This window comes from Photorhabdus kayaii, assembly GCF_025384895.1.
Lineage (GTDB): Bacteria > Pseudomonadota > Gammaproteobacteria > Enterobacterales > Enterobacteriaceae > Photorhabdus > Photorhabdus kayaii.
In genome coordinates this window covers 16736-36943 of sequence record NZ_JAJAFZ010000036.1, presented here as the reverse complement: position 1 = coordinate 36943, position 20208 = coordinate 16736, and the positions used below count along the sequence as shown (strand labels likewise).

Annotated in this window: 16 protein-coding genes; 6 read left to right on the top strand and 10 right to left on the bottom strand. The window is 38.6% G+C overall.

Annotated elements, in window-relative coordinates:
* Nucleotides 1–395: 395 nt before the first annotated feature.
* The 4 genes from LGZ98_RS14125 to metC form a co-directional block, all read right to left on the bottom strand.
* Nucleotides 396–1067, bottom strand: coding sequence for a DedA family protein (locus LGZ98_RS14125; protein ID WP_113042371.1), 672 nt, complete (start codon nucleotides 1065–1067; stop codon nucleotides 396–398).
* Between the two features lie 361 nt (nucleotides 1068–1428).
* Nucleotides 1429–1989, bottom strand: coding sequence for a type II toxin-antitoxin system YhaV family toxin (locus LGZ98_RS14120; protein ID WP_228901901.1), 561 nt, complete (start codon nucleotides 1987–1989; stop codon nucleotides 1429–1431).
* Nucleotides 1990–1995: 6 nt separating this feature from the next.
* Nucleotides 1996–2346: a type II toxin-antitoxin system PrlF family antitoxin gene (locus LGZ98_RS14115; RefSeq protein WP_112878296.1), complete on the bottom strand. Its 351-nt coding sequence runs from the start codon at nucleotides 2344–2346 to the stop codon at nucleotides 1996–1998.
* A gap of 143 nt (nucleotides 2347–2489) precedes the next feature.
* Nucleotides 2490–3683, bottom strand: a complete 1194-nt coding sequence (metC, locus tag LGZ98_RS14110) for a cystathionine beta-lyase (protein ID WP_113042369.1) — start codon at nucleotides 3681–3683, stop codon at nucleotides 2490–2492.
* A 357-nt stretch (nucleotides 3684–4040) separates the two neighbouring features.
* On the opposite strand from metC, the gene exbB reads away from it, so the two are divergent.
* A complete protein-coding gene (exbB, locus tag LGZ98_RS14105) occupies nucleotides 4041–5012 on the top strand; it encodes a tonB-system energizer ExbB (protein WP_113042471.1) in 972 nt (323 codons plus the stop codon).
* 3 nt (nucleotides 5013–5015) lie between these two features.
* Nucleotides 5016–5441: a TonB system transport protein ExbD gene (exbD, locus tag LGZ98_RS14100; RefSeq protein WP_113042367.1), complete on the top strand. Its 426-nt coding sequence runs from the start codon at nucleotides 5016–5018 to the stop codon at nucleotides 5439–5441.
* Here exbD and LGZ98_RS14095 read toward each other — a convergent pair.
* Together LGZ98_RS14095 and LGZ98_RS14090 are read right to left on the bottom strand one after the other, a co-directional pair.
* Complete coding sequence (locus LGZ98_RS14095) at nucleotides 5438–5665, bottom strand: hypothetical protein (RefSeq protein ID WP_228901905.1); 228 nt, start codon at nucleotides 5663–5665, stop codon at nucleotides 5438–5440. The genes exbD and LGZ98_RS14095 overlap by 4 nt on opposite strands.
* 137 nt (nucleotides 5666–5802) lie before the next feature.
* Nucleotides 5803–6993 carry an MFS transporter gene (locus LGZ98_RS14090; protein ID WP_228901907.1) on the bottom strand — a complete coding sequence of 397 codons (1191 nt, stop codon included), beginning with the start codon at nucleotides 6991–6993 and terminating at the stop codon, nucleotides 5803–5805.
* A gap of 171 nt (nucleotides 6994–7164) precedes the next feature.
* Between LGZ98_RS14090 and LGZ98_RS14085 the strand changes: the two genes are divergently transcribed.
* The 3 genes from LGZ98_RS14085 to LGZ98_RS14075 all read left to right on the top strand — a co-directional run bounded on the left by LGZ98_RS14085 (nucleotide 7165) and on the right by LGZ98_RS14075 (nucleotide 12500).
* Complete coding sequence (locus LGZ98_RS14085) at nucleotides 7165–8058, top strand: LysR family transcriptional regulator (RefSeq protein WP_262978206.1); 894 nt, start codon at nucleotides 7165–7167, stop codon at nucleotides 8056–8058.
* A gap of 381 nt (nucleotides 8059–8439) precedes the next feature.
* Complete coding sequence (locus LGZ98_RS14080; RefSeq protein ID WP_113042357.1) at nucleotides 8440–10188, top strand: GH39 family glycosyl hydrolase; 1749 nt, start codon at nucleotides 8440–8442, stop codon at nucleotides 10186–10188.
* Between the two features lie 557 nt (nucleotides 10189–10745).
* Nucleotides 10746–12500 (top strand): GH39 family glycosyl hydrolase, encoded by a 1755-nt coding sequence (locus LGZ98_RS14075; RefSeq protein ID WP_262978205.1) that lies wholly within the window; start codon nucleotides 10746–10748, stop codon nucleotides 12498–12500.
* A 222-nt stretch (nucleotides 12501–12722) separates the two neighbouring features.
* Here the strand turns inward: LGZ98_RS14075 and LGZ98_RS14070 are convergent, their stop codons facing one another.
* From LGZ98_RS14070 to LGZ98_RS14055, 4 genes are all read right to left on the bottom strand, one after another.
* Complete coding sequence (locus tag LGZ98_RS14070; RefSeq protein WP_262978204.1) at nucleotides 12723–13763, bottom strand: Fic family protein; 1041 nt, start codon at nucleotides 13761–13763, stop codon at nucleotides 12723–12725.
* 244 nt (nucleotides 13764–14007) lie between these two features.
* Nucleotides 14008–14904, bottom strand: coding sequence for an aminoglycoside phosphotransferase family protein (locus LGZ98_RS14065; protein ID WP_262978203.1), 897 nt, complete (start codon nucleotides 14902–14904; stop codon nucleotides 14008–14010).
* Between the two features lie 103 nt (nucleotides 14905–15007).
* Entirely contained in the window at nucleotides 15008–15919 is a 912-nt protein-coding gene (gene rdgC, locus LGZ98_RS14060; RefSeq protein WP_113042351.1) for a recombination-associated protein RdgC, read from the bottom strand.
* A gap of 340 nt (nucleotides 15920–16259) precedes the next feature.
* Nucleotides 16260–19142, bottom strand: coding sequence for an aldehyde dehydrogenase family protein (locus LGZ98_RS14055; RefSeq protein ID WP_262978202.1), 2883 nt, complete (start codon nucleotides 19140–19142; stop codon nucleotides 16260–16262).
* A gap of 428 nt (nucleotides 19143–19570) precedes the next feature.
* Between LGZ98_RS14055 and LGZ98_RS14050 the strand changes: the two genes are divergently transcribed.
* The gene (locus LGZ98_RS14050; RefSeq protein WP_262978201.1) at nucleotides 19571–19765 is read left to right on the top strand and encodes a hypothetical protein; all 195 of its coding nucleotides are present in this window, start codon (nucleotides 19571–19573) and stop codon (nucleotides 19763–19765) included.
* Nucleotides 19766–20208 lie beyond the last annotated feature (443 nt).

Genomic DNA, 20208 nt, shown 5'->3' with positions numbered 1-20208 from the left:
AACTCCTATAAAAAGATAGACTTAAAATATCAGTTAAAATTATGGCGATTGATATTAAGTTGATATTAAGCGTAATTGAAGGAAGTAATACAATTGGCGTGATCTAAGCCATGTATTGTGATCAGTCCATGGCCAAACACATGAATTAACCGGTTTGGTGGCGCATCGATACCAACAATATCACTTAGTGCTGAGCCCTTAGCCTATACCCGTTATCTTTCAAGTTGCCTCTTTGTTGGCTGCGCTCCCTCACCCCGGTCACATAGTTACCTATGCTCCCGGGGATTCGCTCCCTTGCCGTCGCGATGCATCTTGAAATCCATAGGGTATATATAATATTGGTACATTAAGTTAAGGATAAAAACCCTGCTGCTGTTTGTAAACCATGATGACTTTTATTTACGTTTTATCGCCGATATTTTCTTGTGGCGCCAGTACATTAACAGAGAGGCGCTTAAACCACTTAACAACAGCACTATGGGTAAAATTATCAAAATATTCATCACCAAATCTTGGTGATTTTTAATAAACGGGATCTGATTGAGGAGATAACCAAAACCGACCACGATGACAACCCATAGCAAGCCACTCAACCAGTTAAAAACTTGAAAGCGTTTACTGTTAAGACCGGATATACCAGCCAATGTTGGTAACAGAGTGCGGACAAAAGCCAAAAAACGGCCAATCAGTAACGCGGCCAAACCATGTTTGAAAAACAGCTCGTTAGCTCGTTGGCGATACTGAATAGGAAGTTGTGCCAGCCAATCTTTAACCCGTTTGGTATCACCAAGCCATAACCCTTGAAGATAGCCGAGCCAGCAACCGATACTTGCCGCCGCTGTTAATATAAAAACGGTTGGGATAAAACTCATGACTCCCTTGGCAACTAATGCACCGGTAAGGATTAACAGAGTATCACCAGGCAGAAAAGCGGCAGGTAATAAGCCATTTTCCAGAACCAGTGTCACGAATAGAATGCCATAAATAATCCAGAGAACATCGGGGTTGGCAAGTTTAGAAAAGTCATGCTGCCATAATGCCTGCATGATTTCGTTTAGTACTTCCATTGCTTATCCTGTAACTGTTATACCCGTTATCTTTCAAGTTGCCTCTTTGTTGGCTGCACTCACTCACTCTGGTCACATCGTGATCTATGCTCCCAGGGATTCGCTCCCTTGCCGTCGCGATGCATCTTGAAATCCATAGGGTATATAAAATAAATTTATTTCATCTGTATATATAAAGTCAGTTTACAGTAAAAGCTTTGGCATGGCTTGGCTTTATCCCTTATAAGGGAAAATTAATGGCTGATACTAATGAATCAATTGGGGCACATAACCATCAAATAAAAGTTAAAAAAATAGAAAAGGAGCGATTCATCGCAACCTTTTCAAAGTACATTTTAAGGCTCGCTCATCAAAATCGATGTTAAATTTCATCTAGATTAATTCTGATCTGCTTTGCTGGATTTTTGGTACGCTCACGAACCACATCCAGAATATCCTCATCATTAATAAATTCAGTTAAATGTGGTGAATCAATAGACTCTTTTAAAAGAGAATTCCAATCGTCCGGTGGATGTCCAACGTTAAGCATTTCACCAAATACTTTGTAAGCGTCATGCTTATCACCATATGCTCTTTTTGTTCTCTCGTCATTTACCCAGCCAAAGATAATAATTTTACTTTCGGCGTGGAAACGGAAAAAAAGGCGATATTGTTGGAAAAATTTTGCTCTGAACCAGTGTTTTCTTTTTCCACCCAATGTGTCACCTAAACGAAAGGCTATATTAGCTGGGTCATTGGGAATAATTTCAGTAACGAGTTTTATGATTGCAGCCAGGCGTTTTGTATCATTTTTTTTCAAGTAGTCATTTGGATATTTTTGCTGAAGTTGTACTACCTTATCTATTGCTTGTTTTAATTGTTCTATAAAGCATGGATGAGCAAAAAGAGCCCATCCGTTTATTACACACACTCGATCATACATAGTTCTTTACTCATCGTCAGCAGATAATGGGTTGTTCAGATCTATGTCTATTCCAGCGATAAGTGACTTCGCCCGGTTAATGAGTTGTTCATCTAATTGTTGTACTTGTTCAGGATATTTCTGAATGTCTTTTGCCAGAAAGTTCAGAAATGATTCCATGACAAGATCTTTTTCTTCTTCACTATTTTTACGACTGATAAGTACATCACCGGAAGATAAAATCTTATATGCGATACTGTCATGACCTGGTTTTAGCTTAAGCGCTTTACGAACAGATGTTGGGATGGTTGTCTGGCTGCGACGGGTAAGTTTGGATTCTGCACCAACCTCGAACTCAACACTTGGTAATGCGTGCATATTTCTACCTCGTTATGCTGATTTGAGAATCTGTTCAACGAAGTGTAATGCAAATGCATTGTACTGGCAATATCTATATTATTGTTTCATGTTGACTTCCAAGCGTTAAGTTTTTCAGTTTATTACATTGAATAACAATAAAATTAATCAACCGAAATTCGACTAAATCCCTCTGTGAGATCATCAATCAAATCTTGAACATTTTCCAGCCCGACATGCAGGCGGAACAGGGTGCCCGTTCTTTGTGGCGCACCGTACTGGCGCATCATTTTTATCTCTTCTGGTTGATAACCTAGGATCAGGGATTCAAAACCGCCCCATGAGAATGCCATTTTAAAATGGTGAAAATTATCCAGATAATCGGTAAATTGCTGCGGGGTTAATTTCTCTTTCAATTGAAAAGAGAACAAGCCATTACTGCCACTGAAATCACGGATGAAATTCTTGTGGCCGGGGCAGGAAGGCAGAGCCGGATGATAGACTGCGGCGACTTCGGTTCGCTGTTGCAGCCAGCGTGCGATTTCAATACTGCTTTTTTCATGCTGTTTCAGGCGAATAGCTAAAGTCCGTAATCCACGACTGGCCATATAAACTGTATCGGCATCTGCCATTTGTCCCATCAAATAGGAACTCTCTCGCAGTTGTACACAACAGCGTTCATTAGCCACAGCAATACCTAACATTGCGTCTGAATGACCAATAATATATTTGGTGCCTGATTGAATCGAAATATCGATGCCGAATTCTAGCGCTTTAAACAGCACACCTGCTGCCCAAGTATTATCGAGCATGATGACAATATCTGGATTGACGCGCCGTACCGCACGGATAATAGCGGGAATATCCTGTACTTCCATCGTGATGGAGCCTGGAGATTCAAGAAACACCACTTTGGTATTGGGCTTAATCAGATCAGCAATTTCTTCGCCAATCATGGGATCGAAATAATCGGTGGTAATATTCATCCGTGACAATATTTTGTCACAGAAACTTTGCGTCGGGTCATAAGCTGAACCGGTTAATAGAATATGATCACCGGCGGCGGCAAAAGCGAGAATGGTATGACTAATCGCGGCAGCACCAGAAGGGTAAAGCATACAGCCGGCGCCACCTTCCAGTTCAGCCATTGCTGTTTGAAAAGAGAAATGAGTCTGTGTCCCACGGCGGCCATAAAACAGTTCGCTCTTGTCCCGGTTTTGCGTCGCATGTCTTTTGGCGGCGACAGAATCGAAGATCACCGATGATGTTCGTTGAATGATGGGATTGACTGCGCCTTGAGTAAATTTTTGGCTTCTACCAGCATTGACCAGTGAAGTTTCCAGTTTTTTTTCTGCCATGATCCGTTGCTACCTTAGAACACTTCAATTTTTGAAATGGTGTAAAAAAATAGAGTTAACACGTTAAAAGATTTAGACCTTTTTGTACAAAGGGATTAGAACAACTTGACGAAAATTCATCTCATTACCTGTGAGTAGGGGGTGTTTAACTTTATTTTGTGAAGGGGTAATACTTTTTTATTAAACAATAATGATAATTACTATCAAATCACTTAAGGTTTGATATTATCAGCCTGCATGTTCATTCAATCTGGTGAAGATGAGCAAAGACTCAGTATAAATAAGGTTAGTGAGATGACGAAAAGTAATTCACTGCTAAATAACAAGGTTTATAGCAAAGGGAGTAAAGGCCAACTGATGCGAAATTTGACTGCTTCAATAATATTAGCGCTCGGGCTGGCAGGTTCGGCATTGGCTGATACAGCACCAGCATCTGCAACAGAGACCAATAACACGGCGAAAACCGTACAGATTGCAGGGGCTATTCCGGCATCCCCCCCGGCGGTGACGGATGCAACTGCACCACCTGCAAATCAGATTGCGCTGCAAACGGCATCTGCGACGGAAGGCACCCAAGTGACGCCGGTTGCAACGGATGAGATTGCACCTAAAGTTCCTGCTGATGAAGCCAGCCTTTCCAGTGGCTTTGCTACTGATCTGTCTATTTGGGGGATGTATCAGAACGCTGATGTTGTGGTTAAGACTGTGATGATTGGCTTGGTGATTGCTTCTGTTATTACTTGGGCTCTGTTCTTCTCAAAAGGTACTGAACTGATAGCGGCTGGCCGTCGTTTACGTAAAGAGCAATTCGCTTTAACGGACGTGAATAGCCTTGATCAGGCTACGGAAATTGCCGAAGGTTTCAGCAAACACAGTATCAGCCGCTTGTTGCTGAGTGAAGTACAGGCAGAACGTCAATTATCTTCTGAGAGCACTGATTTGAATAGCACGAAAGAGCGTGCCGCTTTCCGTTTGGAACGTTCCGTTGCGGCTATCAGCCGTCATATGGGGCGTGGTAATGGCTATCTGGCAACCATTGGGGCGATTTCTCCTTTCGTTGGTCTGTTTGGTACGGTGTGGGGCATCATGAATAGCTTTATTGGTATTGCCCACTCACAGACAACTAACCTCGCGGTTGTGGCGCCGGGTATTGCGGAGGCCTTGTTAGCGACAGCACTTGGTTTGGTCGCAGCGATCCCTGCCGTTGTGATTTATAACATCTTCGCCCGTGTGATCGTTGCTTACCGGGGTCGGGTTGGTGACATGGCGGCACAGTCAATATTACTGCTTGGCCGTGATCTGGATTTAGCAAATAGCAAGACAAGGTGATTTATGGCAATACGTCTTAATGAAGATCTGGATGATAGTGGCGAATTGCATGAAATCAACGTCACACCATTTATTGACGTGATGTTGGTGTTGTTGATTATCTTCATGGTAGCAGCACCACTGGCAACCGTTGATATTAAAGTGGATTTACCTGCTTCATCGGCAAAACCGCAGCCGCGTCCAGAAAAACCGGTATTCTTGACGGTTAAAGCTGATCGCCAGCTTTATGTCGGAGATCAACAGGTCGATTATGATACTTTGGCGACGGTATTGGATCAGACGACCCAATCCAATAAAGAGACAACCATTTTCTTTCAGGCTGATAAAACCGTGGATTATGAAACACTAATGAGTGTGATGGATTCTTTGCGTAAATCGGGCTATCTGAAAGTGGGCTTGGTAGGGATGGAAGCGGTTTCATCAGATTAATTGTCACTGATTCTTCCATTGAAGAACCGCGCTGGAAAGCGCGGTTGAGTGATCCCCATTCGTTCGGCAACCTGGGTGCTGTTTAATCCTGCCTGATTACGCATGTTAAGAAGAAGCTCCTTCAACTCCTCTTCTTTTTTCTCAGCCATATAAAGGGTGTGAACTTCTGGATCAGCAAGCAGTTCAGCTTTAACGTCGGAATATGGGACACCTTTAATGCTCATCATTCAACTCCTCAAGCCTCTTTAAGGCTATGGCTATTTCGGTAGGGGGTGTTTCTACTGGTTAATACCGTGATACCAGTTATCTTCTGGCTGGTGGCAATCTATCGCAAAAGATAGCTTGGGCACAGTGTGTAAAATCATATTTGCTTGTGGCTCTTTGGATTAAACAGAACCCACAGCGCGGCTAATAATGCGCATCCTCCGCCGCTGAAAGCGACGCCATACCAAGAAAAATGCCATGCTGCGACAGCTCCCAAAGAGGAACCTATTGCGCCACCGGCGAAATAGCAGGTCATAAATATGGTATTAAGCCGACTACGGGCATCAGGTAATAATGTATATAACCGTATTTGATTTGCCACTAAACCCGCTCTGCTGCCAAGATCTAACAGAATAATACCAACGAATAAAAATAGAATACTGTGGCTCGTGCCGCTAATTAGGCACAAGGCTAGTGTTACTAATAAAGCGCCTGCGGCAACAATGGCCTTTCCACCGAAGCGATCTGTCAACGAACCTATTATGGGTGAAGCTAGCATTCCTACAATGCCCGTCAAACCAAAAAGACCTGTAATATCACTCCCCCATCCGTAAGGTGGTTGGGAAAGTAATAAGGCCAGCGAGCCCCATAGCGTATTAAAAGCGGCGAACAGGAGAAAACCGGATAATGCGGCCTCACGCAAAAGGGGTTGTTGTTTTACTAATTTACCGAGTGAAATAAGAAGTTGGCCGTAAGTCATCGTGTGTGGTGTTTCTATTTCTGGCAACACAAACCAGACCAGAAAAAATAGGCATATATCGATTAAAGCGGCCAATATAAACATTTCACGCCAGCCGAAATGCTCTCCGACTGCACCACTCAATGCCCTGGCAAGCAGTGCTCCGGCAAAAAGGCCACTCATCAGACTTCCTACCGCTCGGCCACGCTTTTCTGGTATTACCCAGCCGGATACGGCGGGAATAATGATTTGTGCTGAAATAGAAGTTAGCCCCACAATCAGGCTACTTGCCAGAAGATATGTAAAATTTGGTGCTGTGGCACATAAGATAAGGCTGATTATATTGCCGATTAAGAGGCAGAAAATCAGTTTGCGACGGCTTAGCGTATCTCCAAGTGGCCCAAAAAAGAGAAGCCCCGCCGCATAGCCAATCTGCGTTAGTGTCGCGATCCAGCCGGATATTGAACCATTAACGTTAAAACTTGTCCCAATTATTGGCAGTAATGGTTGATTATAATAAATATTCGCTACAGCAAAACCACAAGCAGCGGATAATAAGATAAGAGAAACGGAAGAAATAGGATTTGGTTTTATTGCTGTATTTGACATGGGAACTCTCAGCATTTGGCCGGAATTATGATGAAATGATTTTGGCATTATCTTGAGAGCGTGGGAATAAAGAGAGCGAACGAAATTGTTTTGCATAGAATGCAAAAATGATAGCGCTACCAGATGTTGCGTATTATTTATAATATATGAAATGTATAGGTAAAAATTGCGATGAAAGATTTATTACGTACCGATATGCTAACAACATTCATTCATGTTGTCCGCTCACAGAGTTTTTCTGCCGTTGCTCGTTTGCAAGGTATGGCTGCATCCTCTATCACACGTCAGATAGACAACCTTGAACAGGTGTTAGAGACAAAACTATTCTTTCGCTCTACCCGCGGTTTATCGCTGACTGACGCAGGGGAGATTTTGTTTTCAAGGGCGCAAGGTATTATCAATGATCTTGTTGATGTTCAGGCTGAGTTAGCGGCGTTGAATGGCGAACCGCAAGGGGCATTACGTGTAGCTTGCCTGCCAACGTTTGGGCGTCAACATATTATTCCGATGCTAGCAGAACTATTCACTCGATATCCTAAAATTCGGGTTGAACTTGATCAAACAGAACGTTTGACTGATCCGGTCAGGGATCGTCTCGATATAGTTATTCGTATTGGTGAGTTAAAGGACAGCACACTTTATTCCAAACGTATCGCCACACAAACTTGGATTATTTGTGCCAGCCCAGGCTATATTCAAAGGCATGGAACACCGACAATACTTACTGAACTGGGTGAGCACTATTTGCTTGATAAACATCATGACCCCGCAGGTATTTGCTGGTCACGCTATCGCAGTGTTATTAACTTCAACGATGATAACAGGATCTTTCGCAGTGATGACTTTGAAACATTGAGAATGGCCGCAGTGAGTGGATTTGGAATAGCGCTTCTGCCTAATTGGGCGGTATCAGCAGATATTCGTTCTGAAAAACTTATTCCTCTATTTGATGATCCAGATGGACGTAAAGAAGATATTTATTTACTGCGGGCGCTTGCTCACCCGCCAGCAAAATTAACCGTATTTATGTCGTTATTGCAAAAGAGGCTTGCCGAGATTATTTAAGCGAATTAGCCTGATATATATTAATGATTTTATGCGATATTATTTAATATGATTTACTTACTATATGATTTTATTTTATGTTTTTTTACCTTCGTTATTAATATCAATTCCTTATTGAAGTATATGTTATTTTGTGCTGATTTTGTTAAATAAATCATAGGATCGATTATTGTAAAAATAATTATATCTATGTGATTATTGATTACTAAAATAAATTAAAACTAATGTAAATTAATTTTAAGATATGATTAAAATTGATATTTAATTGTTATTTAAGTATTCGATTCATTTATTATTGTTGAGTTGTCAGAAAGATATACTTATTCTTTTATATCACTTTGTTTATAGCAATATCATTATTAATGAATATAGAGGTTTATTATGACTAAAATTTTTTCATTCAATAAAAATCGTCGAGATTTATTGGCAGGGCACCACTCATTGCTTAAAGAGGTTAATGGTGTCAATGGTGTTCCTAAATCTTTGGTCCCTGGCTTCCCTGATTTAGATGATCAATTTAATCAGATGGGAATTACCCATATTCGGCTTCATGATGGTTTTGGTATTGGGGATATGGATAATTATTTCCAAGTGGATAGAGTCAATGATCGCAATCAAATTATTGTCAATGTCCCAGAAGAAAATAAACCTGCGGCTAAAAAATTGCTTACTGATATTGCAAATATCAGAAGCCTTTTTCCCAATGCGGCTGCCGGGATGAGAAATAATGATATTAGTCTTGCATTAAAGGAGGCTAATTATAAAATGACTGATGCTTATCTGCGCGATATTATGAACAATCAAGCTGAGCTAAACCCGGATAATATTCATCGACAAATCATGTTTCGTATTGGACGTACCGGTGACGGTGGTTATGAAATGCCAGAAGATTTTGATATTTATGCAATATTAGTCAGCACGTTGGTGAATCGCTACGCATTAAACTATGCCAGAATCGGTTTGCCAAGGAAAATAACCTATTGGCAGGTTTGGAATGAACCTGATTTAATTTTTTTCTGGAATAGTAATGATCCTGAAAAATATTATGAATTATATGCCAAAATTGCAAGAATAATTAAAGCTGTTGACCCTGATGCTAAAGTCGGTGGTGCTGGTATTGGGTTTGTTGATAGAGCACAAGAAGATTATCTTGATGGTTTTTTACGGTATTGCAGAGATAATAACGTACCATTAGATTTCTTTTCCTGGCATGGGTACGTTGAAACTGGAGACCCACAAAACATTATTGATGTGGGGAATAAGGTTCAAAAAGGTTTGCATACTTATGGTTTTACCGGTACAGAAAGTTTTTGTACTGAATGGAATTCTTGTCCTATTGGGACAAAAAATACATATACAAAAGTGCAAGGTATTAAAAATGCGGCATATATCGCTTCCACGTTTATTTATATGCAATATATAAAAGTCGATAGAGCTTATTATTATCGAGGAGATGGCTCATCTTTTGGTTTGTTTAACAACCAGCCCAATCCTAAAAATCCAAGTGTTAAAAACTTCTGTACCTATTCAGCTCAATCTTTTTACCTGTTTGGCAAAATGTTCGAAACACCTTGTATTTTACGTGGTAATAAGGATTTTTCTACAGGCTTAACTGTTTTGGCAGCCGAGAATACCGAAGGAAATAAAATAAATATCCTTGCCGCAAATTATAAAGTCGATAAGAGTCTTGCCGATGGTAATGCAGCCCCTGATTATTTATATCAACAATACTATTTGGATACCAGCCGAACACTGAATCAATTAACGGATACTTGGAGTAAGAATAAATGGTTTGGTGGCGTTGATCCGACAACCGTTCACGTTGATAACGCGGTAGTACAACATGAACCTGTTAAGCCATTTCCGGATAATAATATGTTGAGAGCTAAAAATCGTGATTATGCTGATAGCGACCAAGGTGTTACCGTGGTAATTAATCATATAGGTTATAAAAAATTTAAAGTCAAAGCATTCCGTATTCAAGAAGGTGGATCGCTAGCAAAAATGACACCACCGGAAGTGACTAACCAGATTAATGTGTCTATAGCTAATAATAAATTAACGCTAGTGGATAAGGGAGCGAAGCCTGCAACGGTAACATTATATTCATTAGAGCTAGATGATAATTGACTTTATATGCAATAGAAATATTATAGTAAATTATCTCCCCCGATCAATTAATCAATGAAAAATAGAATTATTTTAATCTGATAGGCTCTGAAAAGAGCCATTTTGATAGTAATTAATTGAATTATATTGTTTTTATATTTTATGGTGACTTGTTAAAGTTGGAAATATGTTTTTAATATGGGTCAATGATCTTTTGTACGATATTTTTAAATATAATCTACTTTCTGTATGGTTTTATTGTGTGCTATTTTATCATTGTTATTATCATCACTCTTGGTTGATTAATATATCTTTTTCTCTTTTAATGATTTTTCGGTTAAATAAGTCACAGAGTCAATTTTATTTTTGTAAATAATTGTGTTAATGTCATTGTTTGTTTAATTCAATAAATTCAAAGTAATAGCTGAGAGTTTTAAGGTGTAGTTGAAAGTGATATTTAACTATTATTTAGGTCTTCCATTCATTTATTGTTATTGAGTTATCAGATAAATGTATTTATTCTTTGATATTATTTTTGTTTATAGGGACACAATATCTTAATTAATATAGAGGGTATTATGACTAAAGTTTTTTCATTTAATAAAAATCATCGAGATTTATCAGCAGGGTATAACTCACGTCTTAAAGCGGTTAATGGCGTCAATGGTCTTCCTAAATCGATAGCGCCAGGTTTCCCTGATTTAGATAATCAATTTAATCAGATGGGAGTGACACATGTCCGGCTGCATGACGGCTTTGGTATTGGGGATATGGATAATTATTTCCAGGTGGATAGGAAAAATAATCAAGATCAAATGATTATCAATGTGCCGGAGGAGAAGAAACCCGCGGCTAAAAAGCTTGTTGCTGATATTGCAAATGTCAGAAGTATTTTTCCTAATGCGGCTATCGGAATGAGAAATCATGATGTGAATCTTGCATTAAAAGATGCCAATTATGAAATGACGGATGCTTATCTGCGTGATGTTCTGAATAATCAAGCAGATCTGAACCCAGATAATATTCAGCGACAACTTCTGTTTCGTATTGGTCGTTCACTTGATGGCGGTTATGAAATACCAGAGGATTTTGATATTTATGCAGCATTAGTTAAAGCTTTGGTGAATCGTTATGGTGTAAACTATGCCGGCATTGGGTTGCCGAGAAAAATAAGCTATTGGGAGATTTGGAATGAGCCTGATTTGCTGTTTTTCTGGAATACGGATGATCCACAAAAGTATTATCAATTATATGAAAAAATAGTGAGAGTAATTAAGGCGGTTGATCCTGATGCTAAAGTTGGTGGTGCAGGTATTTCGTTTAGTAATCATGCAGGAGGATATTATATTGATGGATTTTTCCGATATTGTCGGGATAATAATGTACCGTTAGATTTCTTTTCCTGGCATGGATACGTTGATACTGGAGACCCACAAAACATTATTGATATGGGTAATACGATTCAGAAAAGTTTGCATACTTATGGCTTTACTAAGACAGAGAGTATTTGTACTGAGTGGAACTCTAGTCCTTTTGGGTCGAGAAATACATTTACCAAAGTGCAGAGTCCTAAAAACGCAGCATATATCGCCTCCTCATTGATTTATATGCAATATACCAAAGTTGACCTGGCTCATTATTATCGTGGGGATGGTTTATCTTTTGGTTTGTTTAATGATCAACCTAGTCCTAAAAACCCAAGCGTCAGAAATTTCTGTACCTATTCAGCTCAATCTTTTGGTCTTTTTACTAAAATATTAAAAACACCTTATATATTAAGTGGTCAAAAGGATTTTTCAACCGGCTTAACGGTTTTAGCGGCTGAAAATAAATCAGGTAATAAAATTAATATTCTTGCAGCAAATTATAAAGTAGATAAGAGTTTTTCTGATGGTAGTGTAGCCCCCGTTCCTGCGGATTTATATCGACAATACTATTTGGATGCTAGCCGAACATTAGATCAATTAACGGATACCTGTAGTAAGAATAGATGGTTTGGCGGTGTTGATCCGACAACCATCCAATCTAATAATGCGGTAGTGCAAAAAGATCCGGTACAACAACTTCCACTAGATTCTCTTTTAAGACCTAAAACTCGCGATTATACTCATAGTGACCAAGGCGTTACAGTGGTGATTGATCATATAGGTTGCAAGAAATTTAAAGTTAAAGCGTATCGTATTCAGCAAGGTGGATCGCTGGAAAAAATAACGCCACCAGAGGTGACTAACCAGATTAATGTGTCTATAGATAATAATAAATTGACGTTGGTAGATAAAGGCGCTAAACCTTCAACGGTAACGTTGTATTCGTTAGAGCTAATTCATCATTAATTTATACCCTATGGATTTCAAGTGGACATTAAAGCACTATAGTTATGGTGTTCATGTCCACTTAATGAGTTTGCCAAAATAGTGAAGGGAGTTAGTGTTTCGCTGGTGTGGTTGAATTATTTTGTTAATACATTGATATTTTAGTAGATATTATAGCTCAATTTTATTTATGCAGGTTTTCACATCGAAGCCACCGATAAGGTAGGAATTGGTTACTTTTCACTATTTGTGGTGAGCTTTTAAATTTACCCCTTTTTCTGTCAAACGATAGCGCTGTAATGGACTGCTCGGTTTTTCTGGATGGCTCATTTCAATTAATCCTGCTGCCAAAGCGGGTTGCAAATAGCGCAGACGGAATGAATTACGATCTTTTAATCCAAGTGCTGATTGCAGTTGCCCACGGTTCATTTCCCCTTTCAATACCATAATTAGTTGTTTAACTTGTTGGGTAGCCTGATGGGTAGCCTGATGGGTAGCCTGATGGGTAGCCTGATGGGTAGATGTCAGAATTGCATCACGGATCATGTGCAGCATAAACTCAATAAACGGTGCACAATCAACAAGTTGGCTACTGAGATTAATTGCCTGATAGTAATGAGCTTGATGTTCATAAACCAGACTTTCAACGGGAATAAATTCAAATAATGGATTCCAGTGGCTTAAAATCAATGTCTGCCATAACCGGCCTATTCTGCCGTTTCCATCGGCAAATGGATGAATGAATTCAAATTCATAATGGAAAATGCAACTGGCAATAAGTGGATGAATATCAGTAGAGCCTAACCAGTGAAAAAGATCACCCATCAGCTTTGGAATCCGGTTTGCCTGTGGAGCCATGTGAATGACTTTTTCTCCATCCATTACACCGACGCCGCTGTGTCGATAACTGCCGGCATTATCTAGCAATCCCTTCATCAGAACATAATGGGCTTCCAGTAAGTTTTGCTCTGATGTGAAATGCCAATGGTTAAGCTTTTCATAAGCCAAGATAGCGTTACGCGCTTCTTGTATTTCACTGATCGGTGCAATAACTCGCTTTCCTTCAATAATGGCTGTGATTTGGCTTGCATCAAGTAAGTTACCTTCAATTGCCAGTGAACCGTGAATTGTGCGTATCCGATTGATACGTCTCAATCGCAAAGCGGTTATTTGTTCCTGTTCTGTGCTTAACCGCCCGATATTTTCACTGATTTCAGCAATTAATTGGATCATTTTAGCTGTAATCGAGAAAGGCGGCTGATAGCCTTTTTTAGCTGAATTCATTGAATACCTAATTGGATTACCGTGACTAGTTTTAACGTTATTATACCCGGTTGCCTCTTTGTTGGCTGCACTCGCTCACCCCGGTCACATCGTGATCTATGCTCCCGGGGATTCACTCCCTTGCCGTCGCGATGCATCTTGAAATCCATAGGGTATATAATTGAAATAGTTTGATGATGACCGAATCTAATGATTTATAATTAATGAATGCAGATGTTGTTCCGATTCAGTCATCAATTTGGTTTTAAGGCTTATACCAGCTTGGCATACTGCGTTTAAATCCTTGATAATCGTGCCAGATCATATTAATACGGTTAAGGCAATTTTGAATTGTTTTTTCTCCAAATGATTGTGCCCAAAGTAAACTAAAGAAAGCGTTATAGGCGGTATGAAAAGCGATTCTTTTTAAAAACTCTTGGCTTGGTTGGCCTGCAAAATAACCATCCATTTGTCCATGAACAAATGCCGTGCTATGTAATCGGCTAAATATCATCATCTGACTAAAGTCTTTGGCCGGATCGCCAAAACGATAACGATTGAAATCAATAACCCACAGTTTATGTTTATTATCGATTATCATATTCCCGACATGATAATCACCATGTAGGAACACAGGGGATATATTATTAAGCAGAGAGAAATTATCCTTTATGAAATCAGTAAAGTCTGCTTCATGAGGGATCTTGATCCCACATTGTTCATACCGGGCCAGTTTTTCCTGATAAATGTTTTCTGCTTCCTGGCGGGGAGAAATGGTTTGAGATGGGATTGTTAATTGATGTATTTTTTTTAAATGTTTTCCTGCTTGTAAACCTGCTTCATATTGTAATTGTTCATTATGTTGTTCCAGCCAATGAGTAGTATCCTGTCCTTCGATCCAATTTAGCAAAGAATAAACACTCTGGTCGTTGTTGCAAATGCCAAAATTAATGGGTTCAGACATGGGAATATTTTGTCTAAATAGTTGTTGTGTCCAGAAGAATTCTTGTTTTTTCTTATCTTCTTGGCTGATATCTGCCAAGCGTAATAACAAATGCTTACCTTGTTTATCAACAACATGGTATTTCTGATCTTTAGACCAGCCGCGATTTTCAGGCTCTATTATCTGCCAGTTTTCGGCTAATGGGATATCAAATATCATATCTGCACTCCACTGTTGTTGATTAAAGTATAAGGTTGAGAAAGACATAAGAATGCCGCTCTGAAAAATAGTTCAAAGCGGCAAATAGCATTAAAGGTTGAGGTTATTTTTCTGCTTCGCCGCCTAGTGCTTCAATGGTGCTGTTAATCAATGCACTTAATTCACCGGTCATCAGAATAAAGTCAGCATCAAACCGTTGGGCAACATCTTCCCGATCAATGTCATCATTTTGTTCACGCAGAGTATCACTGAATTTTATGCGCTTGAAAGTACCATCATCTGACAGCATAAACTGAATACGCTCTTCCCAATCGAGCGCCAATTTGGTGACACATTTGCCTGCTTCTATATGGGTGGCGATTTCGTCAGAAACTAAATCTTGTTTTTTACAACGGATCACGCCACCCTCTTCCAGAATAGCTTTTAATTCAGCTTCATCCATTAAAGCAAAACCTGTCGGTAAATCACCGGAACGTACCCATTCTGTCAGGGTTAATTCTATCGGGTCTTTAAATGTCAGAGGAACAACAGGTAAAGAACCCAAGCTTTTTCTCAATAATGCCAAATTATCTTCGGCCCGTTTAGCACTGGCCGCGTCAACAATAATTAGATTATTGGCGATATCGATCCAAATATAAGTTTGGCTGAATCGGCTAAATGCCCGTGGTAGCAAGGTATGTAATATTTCATCTTTCAGAGAGTCTTTCTCTGTTTTTTTAAGTTTGCGATGCTGTTCTCCTTCCAGTTTTTCAATTTTTGCTTGTAGTGCCTGCTTGATAACCGGTGAAGGCAACATCTTTTCTTCTTTACGGGCGCAAATCAGAATTTGGTTATTCGCGACATGGGTAAAGGCGTCACTGTGTGAACCCATTGGTGGCACCCAACCTGTTTTCGCCATATCTTGACTGCCACATGGGGTGAATGCTAACGGACTCAATTGTTTTTCCAGTTCATCCGCAGAAAGTGAAATTTCCCGGTTTAAACGGTAAATCATTAAATTTTTGAACCACAACATAAAATTACCCCATATTTTTGCTCAATGAATCGGTGAGCATGACCAACATAAGGTTGCATGATAGCGAATCACAGGGATAAGCCCTAGTATCTTGTATCAATTATCCTGATTGATGACTTTATTATATACCCTATGGATTTCAAGATGCATCGCGACGGCAAGGGAGTGAATCCCCGGGAGCATAGGTAACTATGTGACTGGGGTGAGCGAGTGCGGCCAACAAAGAGGCAACTTGAAAGATAACGGGTATATTTAAACGCGGAGACACGCCGTGCTTACTTACTTATGAAAGTACGGCGCTGTCAGGTCATCCGTTGAAGTCAGGACTTACCGGAGTAGCTTAAATTCCCGCTTGAACGCAGTGGTGCTTTTCACTCTTTGGCATGGGAAGGGTATCAAAGGGTTCAATTAAATAATGGTATATATCACGTTGTGGCAACGTACTGCCGTTAATCCTATTACCTTCATACCAAAGGCATGAAGCAGCCGGCCCTTGACCACCATAGGGAAGATAACCGTGTTCTTCCAGATGTAAGTCAGTATTATTCAGAATACTATCTGGTAAGTGAAGGTGTTCGCTGAGTTGATGATAGATATAGTCACTGGTACCAAACAGAGATATATACATAGCATTAGCAGAATACAAAGGATCAGAAAAATAATGGATTAAATCTTGATCCTGATAATATCTTTGTAAGAAGAACACAGGGGCAAAAAATTCTTTATAATTGCCACCTAATGATAATTCTTTCTCGAAAACCGTTGGTTTTATCATGCCATTGATGGGATTAACCTCTCCTCCATAGGTGCAATAGAGTCTATTTACTTTAAATACTGAAGCAATTTTTATACTGTGATCAATATCGCTATTGGGACCGACAATATTTTTATAGTCACTATAAGGGCCAACTCTATCTTCAATATTCTTCAAATCAGAGATTAATCGTTGCTTGAATAAATCGTATATATCATTGTGTACTAATATGGCGTTTGGACCAGCACAATCCTGCCCTTGATTGTAAAGAACAACTCGTTTTGCACTTTCAACAGCCAGATTAATGTCTGCATCTTTTGAGATAATAAGTGGGTTATGACCGGCACCATTAAGAATAAATAAGGTGTTTTTTCTGAAATGTTTACGTACTTTGAGCGCATTCTCTGGTGTTCCCGTAAAGATTACTGCATCCGTTATTTTTACGCGTTGACTTAAAAATAACTCTTTATCTTCATAAGAAATAGATAATGTTGGAGAAAATTCGGATAAATTAATAACCGCCTCAAATTTTTTGTAATGTGTATGCATTGCTGTCGGGGGGCGTATGCACACATTTTCTGCCATAAGTGAAGGGATAAAACCAAAACATACAGAAGCGTAAATGGGTTGGTTAAGCGGGAGGAATGATGTCACACCATAAATTTTCTTTTTGAAAAATTCTCTGTTGTTCTCAATATTATTCAAGACATCTATTGAACGGAGAATTTCATCTTCGGTGACGTTTTTACATTGATAGCCAGAGAGTGCTTTAACTAACGCCTCACTATTCTTCTGTAAAGCGGAGGAAAGTTCGTCACATTTTTTCCTGATTTCGCTGAAATTAATTTTACTGTATAACTTAGTCATATATGTTTTGTTCTCCTCGATGCTATTGTTTATTAATCTCTCTTTTTGAGATTTGTTAATTTCGTTGTTAACGATATTTTCCTCATTTTTTTGGTATGAGTTTTTATATGGGCTGCTAAAATGGGTTAAAACATGCTGCATGCAATTTAAATCTAACCATGTTTTAATTCGTGGGCCTTTGGTATCACCAAATAACCCTCGGTAGAGCATAGGCCATATTTGGGATGATTTATCATCTGAAAAATGGTCTTTATATGTACTGATTATATGCTGGAAAAGTTGATCTTTAGTGGATATTTCTCCTGAACTTATTGAATTGGCAATGGCTGAGAAATACTTTTCTTCTTTAATGTTTTGTAACCCTTGATTTTCATTTTTACATGTCCTGATATAATAATGATAACTTATTTCAAATTCCTGATCTGAAATGGATTCTCCCGGTCTTTTATAGCGATTCAGAAAGTTTTCAGCCGCGAGTTTATTTGCTGGTTTTGACGCGTGTAATATTCTTGCTATCTTTGAAAAAGATAGTCTTTTTCCATCTTTTTGCGAAATATTAGCTTGATCATTTAGATGTGGTGCCAGCGCGACATAAAATTTAGACGATCTCTGTGGCTCTTTTGAGAGGTAAGTGCGAATTGCGTCTCGTGTAAGCAGATGGCGAATATCATCTAAAGAGAAACTATTTCCTTTCGATTTCGATATTTTTTTACCTGAATCATCAAGGAAAAGCCCATATTTGTAAAAACGTGGAATTGGCTTGTCTAATGCTCCCGCGATCTGGCGAGCAACATCGGCAGAAGCCAGCAAATCTTCACCATGCATTTCAAAATGAATGTTTCTGGCAAGGAGGCGCATACCCCAGTCTGCTTTCCACTGAAGTTTAGATTTACCGTTTAGTACTGAAATAGTTTGCTCTTGATCCAATATTTCATTTTTATAGAATTCTCGAATTTCTACGCCATATTCATAACCGGGTTTATTAATGACTTCATCGCCAGGTATGTAATAGGTTATTTCTCCTGATGCAGGGTTCACGTCGGTTACTATAATATGTTCCAGTACGGCGCCAGTTCTTTCAGAAATGGGCATGATCATGCTGTAGGTTCTTTGTCTTAAAGATCCGGTAGATTCCTTGCATATTTGGTTTAGCACCAAAAAATTTTGTAGGAATAGTTTGATTTCGTCATTGTAATCGCCATTTTGATAGGCTAAAGAGTTTCTGACTAGCTGACACTCTATTTCGTATTCTGTGGCGAGCTTCATGAGTTGATATTCCGCCATTTCAGAGAATGACGGGAAATTTCCGAAAGGGTCCGGCACCTTGCTTATCGGTTGGCCTAGATAAGGCGTTAATTGTTCAGCATTTGGAATATTCAAAGGCACTTTTCTGAAAGGGTCCAAATCATCTGAAATGAGATAAAAATTAACTGTTCTGCCTGCTTTCTCCAATTCGGTTTTGATGAGATTGGCTCGGAGGATTTCACAAAGGGTTCCTATGTGTGGAAGCCCTGTTGGTCCAAAACCCGCTTCGATATTGATTGATTCCTCGTATGGTATAGCCTGATTAATTTCGAGGGCTTCCTTGACATACCATTTCATTTGTAGTTACCTCCATCATAATGTTTTGATTATCTTAGGGTTAATGGTGATGAATAAAGACAGTAGAGGTGTTATTAACTTGTCAGGAAATCCTCAGTAATCCTGATGAGAAAAAATGCTTTAAAATGTTATATTATTTTATGTTTTTTGTTTTGATGTCAGCGATTAACCTTAAAATCTCTTTAAAATTAATGAATAGTTAACGCGAGTTCTAGCTAATTAACTATTACTATACCCGTCATCTTTCAAGTTGCCTCTTTGTTGGCTGCACTCGCTCACCCCGGTCACATAGTTATCTATGCTCCCGGGGATTCACTCCCTTGCCGTCGCGATCCATCTTGAAATCCATAGGGTATATAATCAATTATTGCTATAAACTTATTCTAAATTCTTTCGGCTCTAAGTGAGTGCTGAAATGATAAGGTTCAATGATATTCTTTCTAATGTTAAATGAAATTAATGTAATTATTGTTTCTGGTCAAGAGGGGAGCATAAATTTTTTTATTTTCTCTTTCATTGCTGAATTGAGTGAGATAGTGGGGACGATGGGTGAATGTGTCATGCTGATCAGAAAAGTCGTTTATAGTAATTTTAGTGGTGTCAAAGTTATTGATAAATTATAATTTTAAAAATAGTTATTAGATTATTTTTCTTTTAAATCAGTATGATAATTAATTTTCATATTTTGTTTGTAAATTAATTTACTATTTTTGTTTTATTTTAAAAGATAAATGTTTTTTTTGTTTTTTATAATATGTTAAATATATCTATATATTTTGTAAGAAATAAATTTAATTAATTTTAGAGATTGGTTTTATATAAAATTAATAACATTGTTTTTTATGACTTTTAAAGTTTTCTTATTTTGGAATTAAAATTAATTTATATTTAAATTAATTTTTAAAGTTTTAATGTTTAAATTGTTTTTTTATAAATAATGTAATTAATAAAATTAACAAGATAAAGTTACCTAATGATGTGACTATTATCACAAATAATTTTAATTATTTATTTGTTTAACGATGTAATTGTGCATTTTATCACGAAAATGATTTTTATGTTTATT